Source organism: Kitasatospora sp. NPDC051705 (genome assembly GCF_044453265.1).
In the GTDB taxonomy this organism is placed as follows: domain Bacteria; phylum Actinomycetota; class Actinomycetes; order Streptomycetales; family Streptomycetaceae; genus Kitasatospora.
The window spans coordinates 57,804-73,550 of sequence record NZ_JBITCO010000025.1; the positions used below are offsets into that span (position 1 = coordinate 57,804).

Here is a 15,747-nt window from a genome sequence, read left to right on the forward strand (position 1 = left end):
TGCTCAGTCCTTCGTCTTCTTCTGCTTCGTGGGGTAGTCAGAGGGGCCGGGCCTTCGACGTGCGGGTCTCGGGCCCGGCCCGGAACGCGTCAGCGGTTGACGGCCTCGAGGGAGCGCAGGGCGTTGTGCGCCTCGGCCACCACGCGCTCGGCGGTCAGGCCGAACTCCTCGAACAGCACCTTGTAGTCGGCGGAGGCGCCGAAGTGCTCCAGCGAGACGATCCGGCCGTGGTCGCCGACCAGCTCGCGCCAGCCCTGGGCGATGCCGGCCTCGACCGACACGCGGGCCTTGACCGACGGCGGCAGCACGCTGTCGCGGTAGGCCTGGTCCTGCTCCTGGAACCACTCGAACGACGGGACCGAGACGACCCGGGTGGCGATGCCCTCGGCCTCCAGCACCTCGCGGGCGTTGACCGCCAGCTGGACCTCCGAACCGGTGCCCAGCAGGATCACCTGCGGGTCGCCGGTGGACGCCTCGGCCAGGACGTACGCGCCCTTCGCGGTGCCCTCGGCGGAGCCGAAGACCTCGCGGTCGAAGGTCGGGACGTTCTGGCGGGTGAGCGCCAGGCCGACCGGGCCGGGGTGGCTGGTCTGCCGCTCGATCACGGTGCGCCAGGCGACGGCGGTCTCGTTGGCGTCGGCCGGGCGGACCATGGCCAGGCCCGGGATGGCGCGCAGCGAGGCCAGGTGCTCGACCGGCTGGTGGGTCGGGCCGTCCTCGCCCAGGCCGATCGAGTCGTGCGTCCAGACGTAGGTGACCGGCAGCTTCATCAGCGCGGCCAGGCGCACGGCCGGGCGCATGTAGTCGGCGAAGACCAGGAAGGTGCCGCCGTACACGCGGGTCTTCCCGTGCAGCGCGATGCCGTTCATGGTGGAGCCCATGGCGTGCTCGCGGATGCCGAAGTGGATCGTCCGGCCGTACGGGCTCGCGCTCTTCAGCGAGTTGCCCTCGGGCAGGAACGAGCTCTCCTCGTCGATGGTGGTGAGGTTGGACTCCGCGAGGTCGGCCGAGCCGCCCCACAGCTCCGGGATCACCGCGCCGATCGCCTTGAGGGTCTCGCCGGAGGCCTTGCGGGTGGCGACCTCCTTGCCGGCGGGGAAGGACGGGACGGTCTTCTTCCAGCCCTCGGGCAGTTCGCCGGCCTGGATGCGGTCGAACTCGGCGGCGCGGTGCGGGTTGGCGGCGCGCCACGCCTCGAAGGACTGCTGCCACTGGTCGCGGGCGGCCTTGCCGCGCTTGATGACCAGGCGGGCGTGCTCGATCACCTTGTCGGCGACCTCGAAGGTCTTCTCCGGGTCGAAGCCCAGGACCTTCTTGGTGGCGGCGATCTCGGCGGCGCCGAGCGCGGAGCCGTGGGCCTTGGCGGTGTTCTGGGCGTCCGGGGCCGGCCAGGCGATGATCGTGCGCATAGCGATCATCGACGGGCGGGAGGTCTCGGCCTTCGCGGCGTCCAGCGCCTCGGCCAGGGCGGCGACGTCGATGTCGCCGTTGGCCTTCGGGACGACCCGCTGGACGTGCCAGCCGTACGCCTCGTAGCGCTTGAGGACGTCCTCGGAGAAGGCGGTCTCGGTGTCGCCCTCGATCGAGATGTGGTTGTCGTCGTACAGGGCGACCAGGTTGCCCAGCTTCTGGTGGCCGGCCAGCGAGGAGGCCTCGGCGGAGATGCCCTCCTCCAGGTCGCCGTCGGAGACGATGGCCCAGATCGTGTGGTCGAAGGGGCTCTCGCCGGCGGCGGCGTCCGGGTCGAACAGGCCGCGCTCGTAGCGGGCGGCCATCGCCATGCCCACCGCGTTCGCGATGCCCTGGCCGAGCGGGCCGGTGGTGGTCTCCACACCCGCGGTGTGGCCGTGCTCCGGGTGCCCCGGAGTGCGGCTGCCCGCGACGCGGAAGGCCTTGAGGTCGTCCAGCTCCAGGCCGTAGCCGGACAGGTAGAGCTGGGTGTAGAGGGTCAGGCTGGTGTGCCCGGGGGAGAGGACGAACCGGTCGCGGCCGACCCAGGACGGGTCGGTCGGGTCGTGGCGCAGGAACCGCTGGAAGATCAGGTACGCGGCCGGGGCCAGCGACATGGCCGTCCCGGGGTGTCCGTTGCCGACCTTCTGGACGGCGTCCATGGCCAGGACCCGCGCGGTGTCAACCGTGCGCTCATCCAGCTCGGACCACTCGAATGCGTTCGTCGGCGTCGTGCTCACCCTGTCTCAGGGCTCCTTCCATTGAAGAGTGACCCCGTGAATGGGGACCGGGTCGGCCACGGCGCTGTGGTCTCGACACTGGGTGGTGCCGGTCACGGAGGGTAGATCCCGCTTCTGCGTGCGAGCCTACCGCCCGGGCCGGGGCTCACCCTCCGTGCTGAGACAACCGGGAATTCCGTATGGTGATTCCCACCAGGGCGTTCTGCCTTCTTATGTCCAAGGGTCTCCTGGTTTGTCGGCCACTGCCGCCCAGGTGGTCAGGACGGGGGATCGCGGGCGCGCCGGAGCGGGTTCGTCGGTTCACCCAGTCGGTTCACCCGGGGGTGTGCGTTCGGCCTCGCCGGGGGACCCCGGAGCCGGTGGGGAGATATGGAACGTCTATGGTGTCGTGGTACGCGCAGAGCGGACGATTTCGGGACCCTTCGTTCCTGTGGACGCCTGCGAGGATTCATCTTCAGTTGGGGTGTTAGTGACCGCCGTCGAAACCCGTCCCGCCGGGGTCACCGGGGCGACGCCTGCGCACCGGCCGATCGGGGCCCGTGTCGGCGCGTTCGTCGCACTGACCAAGCCCCGGATCATCGAGCTGCTGCTGATGAGCACCGTGCCGGTGATGTTCCTGGCCCAGCAGGGCGTCCCGAACATGCTGCTGGTGCTCAAGGTCGTGGTCGGCGGCTACCTCTCGGCGGGCGGCGCCAACGCCCTCAACATGTACATCGACCGTGACATCGACGCGGTGATGTCGCGCACCGAGCGCCGTCCGATCGTCACCGGCATGGTGTCGCCGCGCGAGGCGCTGGTGTTCGGCGTCGTCCTCGCCGTCGTGTCGACCCTGCTGCTGGGCTTCGGCGTCAACTGGCTCTCGTCCGGCCTGGCGCTGGGCGCCCTGCTGTTCTACGTCTTCGTCTACACGCTCGGGCTGAAGCGGCGCACCTCGCAGAACATCGTCTGGGGCGGCATCGCCGGCTGCATGCCGGTGCTGGTCGGCTGGTCCTCCGTCACCAACTCGGTGTCCTGGGCGGCGGTCGTGCTGTTCCTGGTGGTGTTCTTCTGGACGCCGCCGCACACCTGGGTGCTGTCGATGAAGGTGCGCGACGACTACCTGCGGGCCGGCGTGCCGATGCTGCCGGTGGTCAAGGGGAACGTGGCCGTCGGCAAGCAGGTCGTCGCCTACTCCTGGGTGATGGTGGCCGTCTCGCTGGCCCTGTGGCCGCTCGGGCACATGAGCTGGCTGTACCCGGTGGCGGCGGTCGTGCTGGGCGCGGCGTGGCTGCGCGAGGCGCACGCCCTGTACGCCCGGGCCAAGGCCGGGGTGGTGGGTGCCAAGCTCAAGGAGATGCGGCTGTTCCACTGGTCGATCACCTACCTGTCGCTGCTGTTCGTGGTCTGCGCGATCGACCCGTTCGTGAAGTAGCGCGCGCAGCGCGGAGGAGCCCCGGTCCGGTGGACCGGGGCTCCTCGGCGTTCGGGGGGCTCTCGCGTTTCGGCGGCTCGCACGTTCGGGGGGCTCTCGCGTTTCGGTGGCTCTCGCGTTTCAGCGGGCGGGCAGCCCGGAGGGGCCGACGCGCTCGTCCAGCCAGTCCTTCAGCGGCTGGGAGGCGCGCAGGAAGGCGGTGATCCGGGTGTAGGCGGAGCGGGTGCCCAGCCACTTCGCCGGCTCCCACTCCTGCCAGGCCACCAGGCCCTTGTGGCGCAGCAGCTCGATCCTCGGGTGGTCCTTGGGGTAGCCGCGCGGGGCGGACTTGAGGCTGTCCCGGCCGAACACCTGCGGGCCGTCCTTCTCCACCGCGGCGATCACCCGCTCCAGGTCGGCGCCGCTCACGTCCTCGGCGACGGCGGCGCGGTAGCGCTCCAGCTGGTCGGAGGCGAGCTGGTACATCCCGTTGCCGCAGGCGAGGCCGTCGGCGGAGAGCTGGACGTAGCCGCCGGCCTCCAGGTGCGCGCCGATGTGCGTCTTGTACGGGGACTTGTCGGCGCTGAACCGGACGTCCCGGTTGGGGCGGAAGATCTTCGCGGGCCCGAACTCGGGCTCCAGGTCGGCGAGCAGCAGCTCCATCGGGGCCCGCACGGCGTCCTCGTACCGGTCCTTGTGGGCCTGCCAGTAGGTCTTCGAGTTGTCGGCCTCCAGGTGCTCGTAGAACTCGAGCGCCTCGGCGGGCCAGCCTTGGAACGTCACCCCTCCAGTATGTGGCCCGGTGCACAGGCCGCTCCCGTCGCCAGCGCCACTACCGGTGGGTAGCATGCGGGCATGAGCAGCGCAGAGACCGCCACCGCCGCCGCGCCGGACGCCCGCACCGAGCGCCGCGCCAAGCGCATCGCCAAGAACCTGACCAGCTTCGCCCGGCAGCACGGCGGCAGCGCCGACGCGGTCGTCGAGTACGTCGGCGCCGTGGCCACCCGGATCGCCGTGGTCGGCGCGGACGGCGCCTGGGGCGACCAGGTCGCCCCCAGCTACGCCGTCGGCCGCCGGGCCGTCGAGATCGCGGGCCTGACCCTGCACGACTCCTTCGAGGGCGAGCTGGGCCTCAGGGTGAAGACCGGCTCCTACGAGTGGAAGCGGATGGCCGGCATCCAGCTCGGCGGCTGAGCCCCGCCCCCACGACACCGGCGGGCCCGGGCCCCCCCCCCGGGGGCCCGGGGCGCCCCCCCCGGGGGCCCGGGCGGGGGGGGCCCCCCCCCCCCCCCCCCCCGCCGCGCCCCGCCCCCCCCCCGGGGGGCCCCGGGCCCGCCGCGCGCGGTGCCCGGGCCTGGCCGGACACCGCCCGCCACGCCCGGCCGGACCGGTGCTCCGGCATCGCTCAGATCAGGCTCGGCAGGACTCCTCGGGGCCATCGGCCGAGCCAGAACGCCGCGGTGGACGGCTCCGGCTGGTCCTCGGTGGAGCCGTCGTGTGGCATGAGCTCGGTCGGGGCGATGTAGCCCTCGCCCGGTGCGAGGCGGATGCGGAAACATCGCAGCGGCTCGTGGCGGGCGACGTAGCTTCGAAGATCGTCGGTGTGCGGGTACTGACGTTCGTGGTCGTCGTGGACGGTGCGACAGATGGCCTGGATGTCGACATCGCCGAGCAGGATGTACCGGGTGCCCGGGCCGAGGTTGAGGCAGAGTCGTCGCCGGCCCCGGAGCTTCTCGCGGTACGGCAGCTTGTCCCAGTTGTCGACGTGCAGGCCGATCCGTCGGCCGTCCTGGTGATGATCCCCTCGGCCTCCTCGATGTTGATGCCGATGCTGTGACATCCGAGCCCGGCGAGGAATTCGAGGAGTTCCTCGGGGTGGCCGATGCTGTCCGTCGTGACCACGGCGATCACCGAGAAGGCGATGCCTGCCGCACGCAGTCGGGCGATGCCTTTCACGATGCGGTCGAAGGCAGCCTTGCCCCTGCGGTCGATGCGTTGGGCGTTGTGGGTGGCCGGGCCGTCGATGCTGACGCCCACGCGGAACCGGTGTGCGGTGAGGAAGTCGCACCAGGCGTCGGTGACCAGCGTGGCGTTGGTCTGTACGTAGTGATGCACCAGGCCGGCCCGTCGCAACGGCTCGAACGGGGCGAGCAGCTCGGCGAAGCGGCGCACGCCCAGAGTCAGCGGCTCACCGGCATGCCAGACGACGTCCAGGGGCCGGTCCGGGTCGCGGCCGGCGAACTCGGCGAGCGAGTCGGCCACGGCGCTCGCGACCTCGACGGTCATGTGGTTCCGCCGGTCACGGTGCGGCAGGTAGCAATAGGTGCAGTCGAGGTTGCAGAAGCTGGTCGGCTGGAGCATGGCCGAGGTCTATGCCGTCCGGGTCCTGGATGCGCTTCGGGACGACGCGGCGGAGATGATCCGTACCCATGACGGCCGACGGCTGCTGTGATGACGGCGAAGGCCCCCATCCCGCTCGGATGGGGGCCTTCGGCGTGGGTCCTGCTTCTGCTCAGGCGGTGGCGGTCTCGGGGGTCCGCGGGGCCGGGGTGGCGGCCGCGGTCTCCTCGGCCTCCCGCACGCGCAGGGCGAGGGGGATCCTCAGGGCGGCGATCCAGGTGAGGCTCGCGCCGAGCATGTGGAGGCCGACCATGAGCTCGGGGGCGTCGGTGAAGTACTGGACGAAGCCCAGCACACCCTGGAGCAGCAGTACCGCCAGCAGTTCCTTCGTGCGGGCCTTGGCCGCGGGCGGGGCCTTGACGGCGGCGAGGACGAAGATCAGCGCGATGGTCAGGCCCACCGACACGAAGGCGAAGTCGGCGTGGAACTGGGCCAGCCTGTCGTAGTCGATCGGGATCCGCGGGACGATCTTGTTGTCCTTCGGCGTGCCCGGGTGGTGGCCGGCGCCGGTGACCAGGGTGCCGGCGGCGACCAGCAGGCCGACGACCGCCACCAGGACGTAGGACAGCCGGTGGATCGGGCGGGCGACCGACAGCTTCGCCGGGCCGTCGCCCTCCTTGCTCCGCTCCCACATCAGCAGTGCGACCCAGACCAGCGCCATCGCGGCGATCATGTGCAGCGCCACCGTGTACGGGTTCAGGCCCGTCAGCACGGTGATGCCGCCGAGCACCGCGTTGCTCATCACCAGCCAGAACTGCGCCCAGCCGAGCCTGGTCAGGCTGCTCCGCCAGGGCTTGGAGGTCCCCCCGGCCGAAGGCCAGGGGAGGCAGCGGGCGGCCAGGATGGCCCAGCCGACCGCGGCGCTCAGCACGTAGGTGAGCATCCGGTTGGTGAACTCGACGACGCCGTGGAAGCCCATCTCGGCGGTCGGCGTCAGGCTCTCGTCGGTGCAGCGGGGCCAGGTGGTACAGCCGAGGCCGGAGGCGGTGAGGCGGACGGCGCCGCCGGTGACGACGATCACCACGCTCATCACCAGCGCGGCGAACGCGGCGCGCCGGACCATCGCGGCGGAGGGCTGCCAGCGGTCGGCGAGCAGGGAGAAGGGGTTAGGCACGGGGTCAATCGTAGGCGGCCTTACAGGCGATCTTGGGGCGGGGCGGGGGCGGCGCGCGGCGTCGGTGGGGTGCCGTGTCGGGCGGGGCCGGCGACACGCAGACCGAGACACGCGGGACAGAAGGTGTATTCCGGTCACGGCGTGCAATGGTCTTGACCAATTGCGGTCGGGGTCGAGAGAGTGCGGCTTTGGTCCATACCATTTCGGGCCTCTCCCATCGACGCCCGCACGCAAGCGGAGATTCTGCACATGCGCATACCCACGTCCGCCGCCGCGCTCGCGGTCGGCGGTTCGCTCGCCCTGGCCGGTCTCGCCGCCCCGGCCGCCCACGCCGCCGGCCCCGCCCCCGCCCAGGAGTGCCGCAGCCTCGGCGTCGCCAACCTCTACGGCGAGTTCGTCGAGGGCGACGACACCCACACCCCCGACGCCGAGGGCGCCGTCGCCGTCGGCGGCAACGCCGACTTCACCGGCGGCTTCTCGGTCGGTCAGGAGCTCTCCGCCGCCGAGGTGGACGCCCTGCCCGGCAAGAACGCGCTGGTCGTCGCCGGCCGGATCACCGGCCACAACACCCAGGTCATGAAGGGCAACGGCGTCTACGGTGCCAAGGCCGAGGGCGCCGTCGTCCAGGCGCACCAGGGCGCTATCACCCAGGGCGCCTCGCCGATCGACTTCAAGGCCGAGTTCGCCAAGCTGCGCGCCGCCTCGACCGCGCTGGCCGCCGCCCCGCAGACCGCCGGTGCCACCGTGCGGGCCGAGGGCGTCAAGCTCACCCTCACCGGCGCCGACGCCGCGTACAACGCCTTCACCGTCGACGCCGCGAAGCTGCAGGGCGCCAAGGAGGTCTACGTCAAGGTGCCCGTCGGCTCGGTGGCCGTCGTCAACGTGACCGGTGGCTCCTACGACATGGCGGCCGCCGGGACGAGCGGGTTCTTCCTCTGGGACGAGGGCAAGTCGGCCTTCGTCCTGGACGACAAGAGCCAGAGCGCGGCCGGCGGCGCGATCCGGGCCAAGCTGCTCTGGAACTTCCCCACCGCGACCAAGGTGACCAAGAAGGGCGACACCGCCTGGGCCGGTACCGTCCTGGCGCCGAACGCCGCGCTCTCCCTGAACACCCCCGGGGTCAACGGGGGGAAGCCGTCCGGCGGGGCCCCGGTCAACGGGTCGGTCATCGTCGCCTCGCTGACCGGCACGGCGGGCGCGGAGACGCACCACTACCCCTTCACCGGCTGCCTGCCGGCCGTCCTCCCGACGCCGACCGCCACGCCCACCGTGCCGCCGGTGGTGCCGAGCGGGTCGCCGTCGGCGACCACCGCGCCGAGCGCGAGCGCCACCCCCGGCGCGTCGGGCACCCCGACCGCCCCCGGCGGCTCGGCGAGCCCCTCGGCCACGTCGTCCGCCCCGGCGGGCGGCAAGCCCGGTGCGAGCGGCAGCCCGGCCGCCCCGTCGGCCACGGGTACGGCGGGTGCGCCGGCCGTCCAGGCCTCCGCGTCGGGCAGCCCGTCCCCGCGGACCGACGCGGGCGGCAACCTCGCGCACACCGGCTCCGGCCCGGTCCTTCCGCTGGCGATCGGCGGTGCGCTGGTGCTCGCGGCCGGCGGCGGGATCGTCGTCGCCACCCGGCGGCGGGCGGCCCGGAAGGCCTGACCGTTCGTCGACCGGCACCAGGGCCCCGGAATCCCCGCCCGCGGGGATTCCGGAGCGGTCCCGGCCCGGCGCCCGCGGTGACTGAACCCGATCACCGCGGGCGCCGTTCTGTCTGGAGGTGACGAAGTTCATTCAAGTCCGCCGATTCCGCGTTCTGCGAGGTGGCGGCTGTGATGGGCTGGTCATGCACATCAGGGATCGGACCGACAGACGAAATCCGGTCGTGCGGCGGGGTGTGGTGAGGTGCGGAAGTGCCGGTAGAGTCCCCCGGACAGTCGTAGCGGGCCACCGCGATCCACTCAACACGCCTGCTGCACAAGACCGTTCGGAGGGGAACAGCGTAATGGCGCGACAGCGGCGGCACATCGGGATCGGGGCGGCGGCACTCGCCGGTACGGCGACGGCCGGTTTTCTCCTGCCCCTGGCTCTGGCCGGCAACGCCTCGGCCCACGTGCCGACTTGGAAGGTGACCTGCGACAAGGTCGTGGTCGACCTGATCAACTACAGCGACAAGGCCGGCGTGACGAACACCGTCAGCCTCACCATCGACGGCGAGAAGGTGCTGGACAAGACGTTCCCCAAGGAGTTCCACGGCACCTTCCCGGTGAAGGACCACTCCGCCCCGATCAAGGCGACCCTCGTGGTGAAGACCACGGAGACGCCCAACGAGAAGGGTTGGAACCTCGACGAGACCAAGACGATCGAGCCGTGCCACACGCCGACGCCGACGCCGACGCCGACTCCCACGCCGACGCCCACGCCCACCAAGACCACCACCCCGACGCCGACCCCGACGCCGACGGTGACCCCCACGCCGACCCCGACGCCTACCGTGCCGCCCACCACCCCGAGCAGCAGCCCGTCGGCCACCCCGAGCCCGTCGGCCACGCCGACCCCGAGCCGGACCACCACCGCGGCCCCCGTCCCGGTGCCCACCACCAACGGCCCGGTGCTCGCGCAGACCGGTAGCAGCGACGCCACCCCGATGATCGCGGCGGCCGGCGGCGGCGTGCTGCTGGTCGGCGGCGCGCTCGTCCTGCTGGCCCGCAAGCGCCGCAACGGCAGCCAGGGCTGACGCCCTCGCGAACCGCTCACTGCTGACGGCTCACCGCTGACGGCGGACGGCGGACAGCGGACCGCCCCCCGGCCAGCCTGGCAGGGGGGCGGTCGCGTGTCGTCGCGGGGGAGGCGGGCGGACCCTGCTCCCCGCCGGAGAAGCGGGCCCTACTCCCAGCGGAAGAACCGGGCGGCGGCGGCCAGTCCGAGCACCGACCAGCCGGCCAGCAGCCCGAGGTCCGACCACGGCACCCCGGCCCCGTGCTGCAGCACCGAGCGCAGGCCGTCCGAGAGCGCGGAGATCGGCAGCAGCTCCAGCACCGACCGCACGGCGTCCGGGAACCGGCTCAGCGGCACGACCACCCCGCCGGCCAGCAGCAGCAGGACGAACACCAGGTTCGCGGCGGCCAGGGTGGCCTCGGCCTTCAGCGTGCCGGCCATCAGCAGCCCGAGCCCGGAGAAGGCGGCGGTGCCGAGGACCAGCAGCGCGGCGACGCTCAGCGGGTCGCCCTGCGGGGACCAGCCGAGCGCCAGCGCGATCACCGACAGCAGCGCGACCTGCAGCGCCTCGGTGACCAGCACGCAACCGGTCTTCGCGGTCAGCAGCGCCCAGCGCGGCAGCGGGCTGGCGCCGAGCCGCTTCAGCACGCCGTAGCGGCGCTCGAACCCGGTGGCGATGGCCTGGCCGGTGAAGGCCGTGGACATCACGGCGAGCGCCAGCAGGCCGGGGGCCAGGAAGTCGACCCGCTCGCCGGGGCCCTCCACCGCGACGATGTCCACGGCCGAGAACAGCACCAGCAGCACGGTCGGGATGACCACGGTGAGCAGCAGCTGCTCACCGTTGCGCAGCAGCATCCTGGTCTCGAAGGCGGTCTGGGCGAGCAGCATCCGGCCGACCGGGGCCGGACCGGGCGCGGGGGAGTAGTCGGTGGCGGCCGCGCGGGCGCCGGTCACGTCGGTCGTGCTCACGAGCGGAGGTCCCGTCCGGTCAGGTCGAGGAAGACGTCTTCGAGGCTGCGGCGCCGCACGGACAGCCGCTCGGGCAGGATGCCGGAGGCCGCGCACCAGCCGGTGACGGTGGCCAGCAGCTGGGGGTCGACGGCCGCCTCGACGCGGTAGGCGCCGGGGCCGGTCTCGACGGCGGTGGCGCCCTCGGGCAGCTCCTTGAGCAGCGGGCCGAGGTCGAGCCCGGGCGGGCCGTCGAAGCAGAGCGCGTTCTCGGAGCCGCCGCGGCACAGTTCGTCGGGGCTGCCGGTGGCGATCACCCGGCCGCGGTCGACGACGGCCACCTGGTCGGCGAGCTGCTCGGCCTCGTCCATGTGGTGGGTGGTGACGACCACGGTGACGCCGTCCCGGCGCAGGTCGCGGACCAGCTCCCAGGTGGCGTGCCGGGCCTGCGGGTCGAGGCCGGCGGTGGGCTCGTCGAGGAAGACCAGTTCGGGGCGGCCGACCACGGCCATGGCCAGCGCGAGCCGCTGCTGCTGGCCGCCGGACAGCCGGCGGTAGGTGGTGCGGCCGCAGGAGCCCAGGCCGAGCCGTTCGACCAGCGCGTCGACGTCCAGCGGGTGGGCGTGCAGCCTGGCGGTGTGCCGCAGCATCTCGACGGCGCGCGCGCCCGCGTACACGCCGCCGGACTGCAGCATGACGCCGATCCGCGGGCGCAGGGCGGCGTTCTGGGCGACCGGGTCGAGGCCGAGGACGCGGACGGTGCCGGCGTCGGGCCGGCGGTAGCCCTCGCAGGTCTCGATGGTGGTGGTCTTGCCGGCGCCGTTGGGGCCGAGGACGGCGGTGATCGCGCCGGCCGCGATGGTGAGGTCGAGGCCGTCCACCGCGGCCTTGTCACCGTAGCGCTTGACCAGCCCGGCGATCTGGACCGCGGGTTCGGAATGCATACCGGCGAGTGTAAGAGGGCCGAACGCCCGGCCCCCACGCCGCCCTCGGTGATCGTTTTCCCAGGTCAGGTAAGGCTTACCTGCGTGACAGATGACACGGGTGAGGCCTGGATCACGGCTTGTCCTGTCGGAAGTAATTACGCAACACTGGTGTTGTGAAAAACATGCGCGAGCACGCCACCCAGCAGGAGGCCGAGTCGGCCCCCGGCTGTGACGTGCCCGTGACGGCCGCCGAGGTGCTGCTGGACGGCCACCGGGCCACCCGCGACCGGGTCGCCCGGTCGATCCTGGACCACGGCCCCTCCTCGGCCGCCGACCTGGCGAGCCGCCTCGGCCTCACCGCCGCCGCCGTCCGCCGTCACCTGGACGGGCTCGCCGCCGCCGGCCTGGTCGAGTCCCGCGAACAGCGGGTCTACGGCAGCCGCGGCCGGGGCCGTCCGGCCAAGGTCTTCGCCCTCACCGACGGCGGCCGGGACGCCTTCTACCAGGCGTACGACCAGCTGGCCGCCGACGCCCTGCGCTGGATCTCCGACTCGGTCGGCGGCGGCACCGCCGGCGAGGAGGCGGTCGCCGCCTTCGCCCGGGCCCGGTTCGGCAAGCAGGGCGAGAGGTACCTGGAGGCCGTGCGGAGCGCCGGGGCCGGGGAGCGGGCCGAGGCCCTCGCCCAGGCCCTGAGCGCCGACGGGTACGCTGCCACGGTGCGGCGGGTCCCGTCGGCCGTGGCGAAGGCCCCGGCGGGCACCCAGCTCTGCCAGCACCACTGCCCGGTCGCGCACATCGCCGAGCAGTTCCCGCAGCTCTGCGAGGCGGAGACCGAGGTCTTCTCCCAGCTCCTGGGCACCCATGTGCAACGGCTGGCCACCATCGCCCACGGCGACGGGGTCTGCACCACCTATGTGCCGGCACCCGGTGCCGCATCGTCGCCCGCCCAGCGTTCCGCGGGCCACGGCTCCGATGCAGCGCCGACTGCCGGTACGTCCACCGAAGATTCAGCGTCCGCGCGTTAGGAAGCTCGCATGACTGACACCGTTTCGCACCCCGAGCTCGAAGGCCTCGGCAATTACGAGTACGGCTGGGCCGACCCGGACACCGCCGGTGCCGCGGCCAAGCGCGGGCTCAGCGAGGACGTCGTCCGCGACATCTCGGCGAAGAAGAACGAGTCCGAGTGGATGCTCAACCTGCGCCTCAAGGGCCTGAAGCTCTTCGGCAAGAAGCCCATGCCGACCTGGGGCTCCGACCTCACCGGCATCGACTTCGACAACATCAAGTACTTCGTCCGCTCCACCGAGAAGCAGGCCGAGTCCTGGGAGGACCTGCCCGCCGACATCAAGGCCACCTACGACAAGCTGGGCATCCCGGAGGCCGAGAAGCAGCGCCTCGTCGCCGGTGTCGCCGCCCAGTACGAGTCCGAGGTCGTCTACCACCAGATCCGTGAGGACCTGGAGGAGCAGGGCGTCATCTTCCTGGACACCGACACCGCGCTGCGCGAGCACCCGGAGCTGTTCCACGAGTACTTCGGCACCGTCATCCCGGCCGGCGACAACAAGTTCGCCGCGCTGAACACCGCGGTGTGGTCCGGCGGCTCGTTCATCTACGTGCCGAAGGGCGTGCGGGTCGACATCCCGCTGCAGGCCTACTTCCGGATCAACACCGAGAACATGGGCCAGTTCGAGCGGACGCTGATCATCGTCGACGAGGACGCCTACGTCCACTACGTCGAGGGCTGCACCGCGCCGATCTACTCCTCCGACTCGCTGCACTCCGCGGTCGTGGAGATCATCGTCAAGAAGGGCGGCCGCTGCCGCTACACGACGATCCAGAACTGGTCGAACAACGTCTACAACCTGGTCACCAAGCGCGCCGTGGCGTACGAGGGCGCGACCATGGAGTGGATCGACGGCAACATCGGCTCCAAGGTCACCATGAAGTACCCGGCCGTCTACCTGATGGGCGAGCACGCCAAGGGCGAGACCCTGTCGATCGCCTTCGCGGGCGAGGGCCAGCACCAGGACGCCGGCGCCAAGATGGTGCACATGGCGCCGAACACCTCCTCGCACATCGTCTCCAAGTCGGTGGCGCGCGGCGGCGGCCGGACCTCCTACCGCGGCCTGATCGAGATCGGCGAGGGCTCGCACGGCGCCAAGTCCAACGTGCTGTGCGACGCGCTGCTCGTCGACACCGTCTCCCGCTCGGACACCTACCCGTACGTGGACGTCCGCGAGGACGACGTGTCCATGGGCCACGAGGCGACGGTCTCCAAGGTCAGCGAGGACCAGCTGTTCTACCTGATGAGCCGCGGCCTCACCGAGACCGAGGCGATGGCCATGATCGTGCGCGGCTTCGTCGAGCCGATCGCGCGCGAGCTGCCGATGGAGTACGCGCTGGAGCTCAACCGGCTGATCGAGCTGCAGATGGAGGGTGCGGTCGGCTGACGTCCGCCGCAGACCGCCCCACCGACTTTTCGAGGAAGAGAGCACGACGAACAGCCATGGCTGACACGCCCCTGAATGTCCCCGCGAACACCCCCGGCTCCACCACCGCCGGCTCGATCGAGGTCGGCACCGCCGGCGCCGGCGCGCAGCTCGCCGGCCCGGGCACCGGCCGCAGCACGGTCAAGCAGCCGATCGACGCGCGCGTCGCGGTCAAGCCGTCCTTCGACGTCAACGACTTCCCGGTGCCCACCGGCCGCGAGGAGGACTGGCGGTTCACCCCGCTGCACCGCCTCGGCGGGCTGCACGACGGCACCGCGGCCCAGGCCGAGCAGGGCAGCGACAAGGTCGAGTTCGTGCTCCCGGACGGCGTCACCGCCGAGACCGTCGGGCGCGACGACGCCCGCCTGGGCAAGGCCGGCACCCCGGTCGACCGGGTCGCCGCGCAGGCGTTCAGCGGGTTCGAGCAGGCGCTCGTGGTCACCGTCCCCAAGGACGCGGTGCTCACCGAGCCGGTCAAGATCGACGTCCGCGGCGAGGGCGGCGTCCGCTTCGCCCACGTGGTGATCGACGTCAAGCCGTTCGCCGAGGCCGTCGTGGTGATCAACCACGCCGGCACCGGCACCCGGGCCGCCAACGTCGAGCTGCTGGTCGGCGACGGCGCCAAGCTCACCTTCGTCTCGGTCCAGGACTGGGACCGCGACGCCGTCCACGTCGCCCAGCACAACGCGCTGGTCGGCCGGGACGCCTCGTACAAGTCCGTCGTGGTGACCTTCGGCGGGGACCTCGTCCGCCTCCACCCGCGGGTCAACTACGCGGCCCCCGGCGGCGAGGCCGAGCTGTTCGGCCTCTACTTCGCCGACGCCGGCCAGCACCTGGAGCACCGCCTGGTGATCGACCACGACACGCCGCACTGCCGGTCGAACGTGGCCTACAAGGGCGCGCTGCAGGGCCAGGACGCGCACGCCGTCTGGGTCGGCGACGTGCTGATCCGTGCCGCCGCGCTCGGCACCGACACCTACGAGCTCAACCGGAACCTGGTGCTCACCGACGGCGCCCGGGTCGACTCGATCCCGAACCTGGAGATCGAGACCGGCGAGATCGTCGGCGCCGGCCACGCCTCGGCGACCGGCCGCTTCGACGACGAGCAGCTCTTCTACCTGCAGGCCCGCGGCATCCCGGCCGACGAGGCCCGCCGCCTGGTGGTGCGCGGCTTCTTCGCCGAGCTGCTCCAGCAGATCGGCGTCGCCGAGGTGCAGGAGCAGCTCATGGAGAAGATCGAGTCCGAGCTGGAATCGGCGGTCTGACACCCATGACGTTTCTCCGTGCCTGCGCGCTGAACGACCTCCAGGAGGACGTGCCCAAGCGCGTGGACCTCAACGGCGTGCCGGTGTCCATCGTCCGCACCGACGAGGGGGTGTTCGCGATCAACGACACCTGCTCGCACGCGAACGTCTCGCTCGCCGAGGGTGAGGTCGAGGACTGCATGATCGAGTGCTGGCTGCACGGCTCCAGCTTCGACCTGCGCACCGGCAAGCCCTCCGGCCTGCCCGCCACCAAGCCGGTCGCTGTCTACCCCGTAAAGATCGAAGGGGACGATGTGCTCGTCTCCGTCAACCAGGAGTCCTGAGTA

The 15,747-nt window shown here is 71.9% G+C and carries 14 protein-coding genes; 8 read left to right on the top strand and 6 right to left on the bottom strand.

Translation table 11 applies throughout. The features are described 5' to 3' along the window. Positions 1-89: 89 nt before the first annotated feature. Positions 90-2,189 carry a transketolase gene (gene tkt, locus ACIA8Q_RS26465; RefSeq protein WP_396317763.1) on the bottom strand — a complete coding sequence of 700 codons (2,100 nt, stop codon included), beginning with the start codon at positions 2,187-2,189 and terminating at the stop codon, positions 90-92. Positions 2,190-2,652: 463 nt separating this feature from the next. Between tkt and ACIA8Q_RS26470 the strand changes: the two genes are divergently transcribed. Further along, entirely contained in the window at positions 2,653-3,600 is a 948-nt protein-coding gene (locus ACIA8Q_RS26470; protein WP_360216056.1) for a heme o synthase, read from the top strand. A 120-nt stretch (positions 3,601-3,720) separates the two neighbouring features. Here ACIA8Q_RS26470 and ACIA8Q_RS26475 read toward each other — a convergent pair whose 3' ends face one another. Then, on the bottom strand, positions 3,721-4,362 hold the full coding sequence (locus ACIA8Q_RS26475; protein ID WP_360216059.1) for a DUF2461 domain-containing protein: 642 nt from the start codon (positions 4,360-4,362) through the stop codon (positions 3,721-3,723). A gap of 72 nt (positions 4,363-4,434) precedes the next feature. Here ACIA8Q_RS26475 and ACIA8Q_RS26480 point away from each other — a divergent pair, with 72 nt between their 5' ends. Beyond that, positions 4,435-4,773, top strand: a complete 339-nt coding sequence (locus tag ACIA8Q_RS26480) for a hypothetical protein (RefSeq protein WP_360216062.1) — start codon at positions 4,435-4,437, stop codon at positions 4,771-4,773. 216 nt (positions 4,774-4,989) lie between these two features. Here ACIA8Q_RS26480 and ACIA8Q_RS26485 read toward each other — a convergent pair whose 3' ends face one another. Together ACIA8Q_RS26485 and ACIA8Q_RS26490 are read right to left on the bottom strand one after the other, a co-directional pair. Then, on the bottom strand, positions 4,990-5,940 hold the full coding sequence (locus ACIA8Q_RS26485) for a radical SAM protein (protein ID WP_396317764.1): 951 nt from the start codon (positions 5,938-5,940) through the stop codon (positions 4,990-4,992). 151 nt (positions 5,941-6,091) lie between these two features. Next, on the bottom strand, positions 6,092-7,042 hold the full coding sequence (locus ACIA8Q_RS26490) for a COX15/CtaA family protein (protein WP_360222694.1): 951 nt from the start codon (positions 7,040-7,042) through the stop codon (positions 6,092-6,094). A 300-nt stretch (positions 7,043-7,342) separates the two neighbouring features. Here ACIA8Q_RS26490 and ACIA8Q_RS26495 point away from each other — a divergent pair, with 300 nt between their 5' ends. Both ACIA8Q_RS26495 and ACIA8Q_RS26500 read left to right on the top strand, forming a co-directional pair. Next, positions 7,343-8,737, top strand: coding sequence for a choice-of-anchor A family protein (locus ACIA8Q_RS26495; protein ID WP_360222667.1), 1,395 nt, complete (start codon positions 7,343-7,345; stop codon positions 8,735-8,737). A gap of 343 nt (positions 8,738-9,080) precedes the next feature. Next, positions 9,081-9,812, top strand: a complete 732-nt coding sequence (locus ACIA8Q_RS26500; RefSeq protein WP_360222670.1) for an LAETG motif-containing sortase-dependent surface protein — start codon at positions 9,081-9,083, stop codon at positions 9,810-9,812. 149 nt (positions 9,813-9,961) lie between these two features. Here ACIA8Q_RS26500 and ACIA8Q_RS26505 read toward each other — a convergent pair whose 3' ends face one another. Together ACIA8Q_RS26505 and ACIA8Q_RS26510 are read right to left on the bottom strand one after the other, a co-directional pair. After that, complete coding sequence (locus tag ACIA8Q_RS26505; protein WP_360222697.1) at positions 9,962-10,681, bottom strand: ABC transporter permease; 720 nt, start codon at positions 10,679-10,681, stop codon at positions 9,962-9,964. A 77-nt stretch (positions 10,682-10,758) separates the two neighbouring features. Next, positions 10,759-11,685, bottom strand: a complete 927-nt coding sequence (locus tag ACIA8Q_RS26510) for an ABC transporter ATP-binding protein (RefSeq protein ID WP_360222673.1) — start codon at positions 11,683-11,685, stop codon at positions 10,759-10,761. Positions 11,686-11,849: 164 nt separating this feature from the next. Between ACIA8Q_RS26510 and ACIA8Q_RS26515 the strand changes: the two genes are divergently transcribed. The 4 genes from ACIA8Q_RS26515 to ACIA8Q_RS26530 are packed head-to-tail and all read left to right on the top strand — an operon-like array spanning position 11,850 to position 15,744. Then, the gene (locus tag ACIA8Q_RS26515; protein ID WP_360222700.1) at positions 11,850-12,692 is read left to right on the top strand and encodes a helix-turn-helix domain-containing protein; all 843 of its coding nucleotides are present in this window, start codon (positions 11,850-11,852) and stop codon (positions 12,690-12,692) included. Between the two features lie 9 nt (positions 12,693-12,701). Continuing rightward, a complete protein-coding gene (gene sufB, locus ACIA8Q_RS26520; RefSeq protein ID WP_360222676.1) occupies positions 12,702-14,117 on the top strand; it encodes a Fe-S cluster assembly protein SufB in 1,416 nt (471 codons plus the stop codon). Between the two features lie 56 nt (positions 14,118-14,173). Next, the gene (sufD, locus tag ACIA8Q_RS26525) at positions 14,174-15,421 is read left to right on the top strand and encodes a Fe-S cluster assembly protein SufD (protein ID WP_360222679.1); all 1,248 of its coding nucleotides are present in this window, start codon (positions 14,174-14,176) and stop codon (positions 15,419-15,421) included. A gap of 5 nt (positions 15,422-15,426) precedes the next feature. Then, the gene (locus tag ACIA8Q_RS26530; RefSeq protein ID WP_360222682.1) at positions 15,427-15,744 is read left to right on the top strand and encodes a bifunctional 3-phenylpropionate/cinnamic acid dioxygenase ferredoxin subunit; all 318 of its coding nucleotides are present in this window, start codon (positions 15,427-15,429) and stop codon (positions 15,742-15,744) included. The last annotated feature ends 3 nt before the right edge of the window (positions 15,745-15,747 follow it).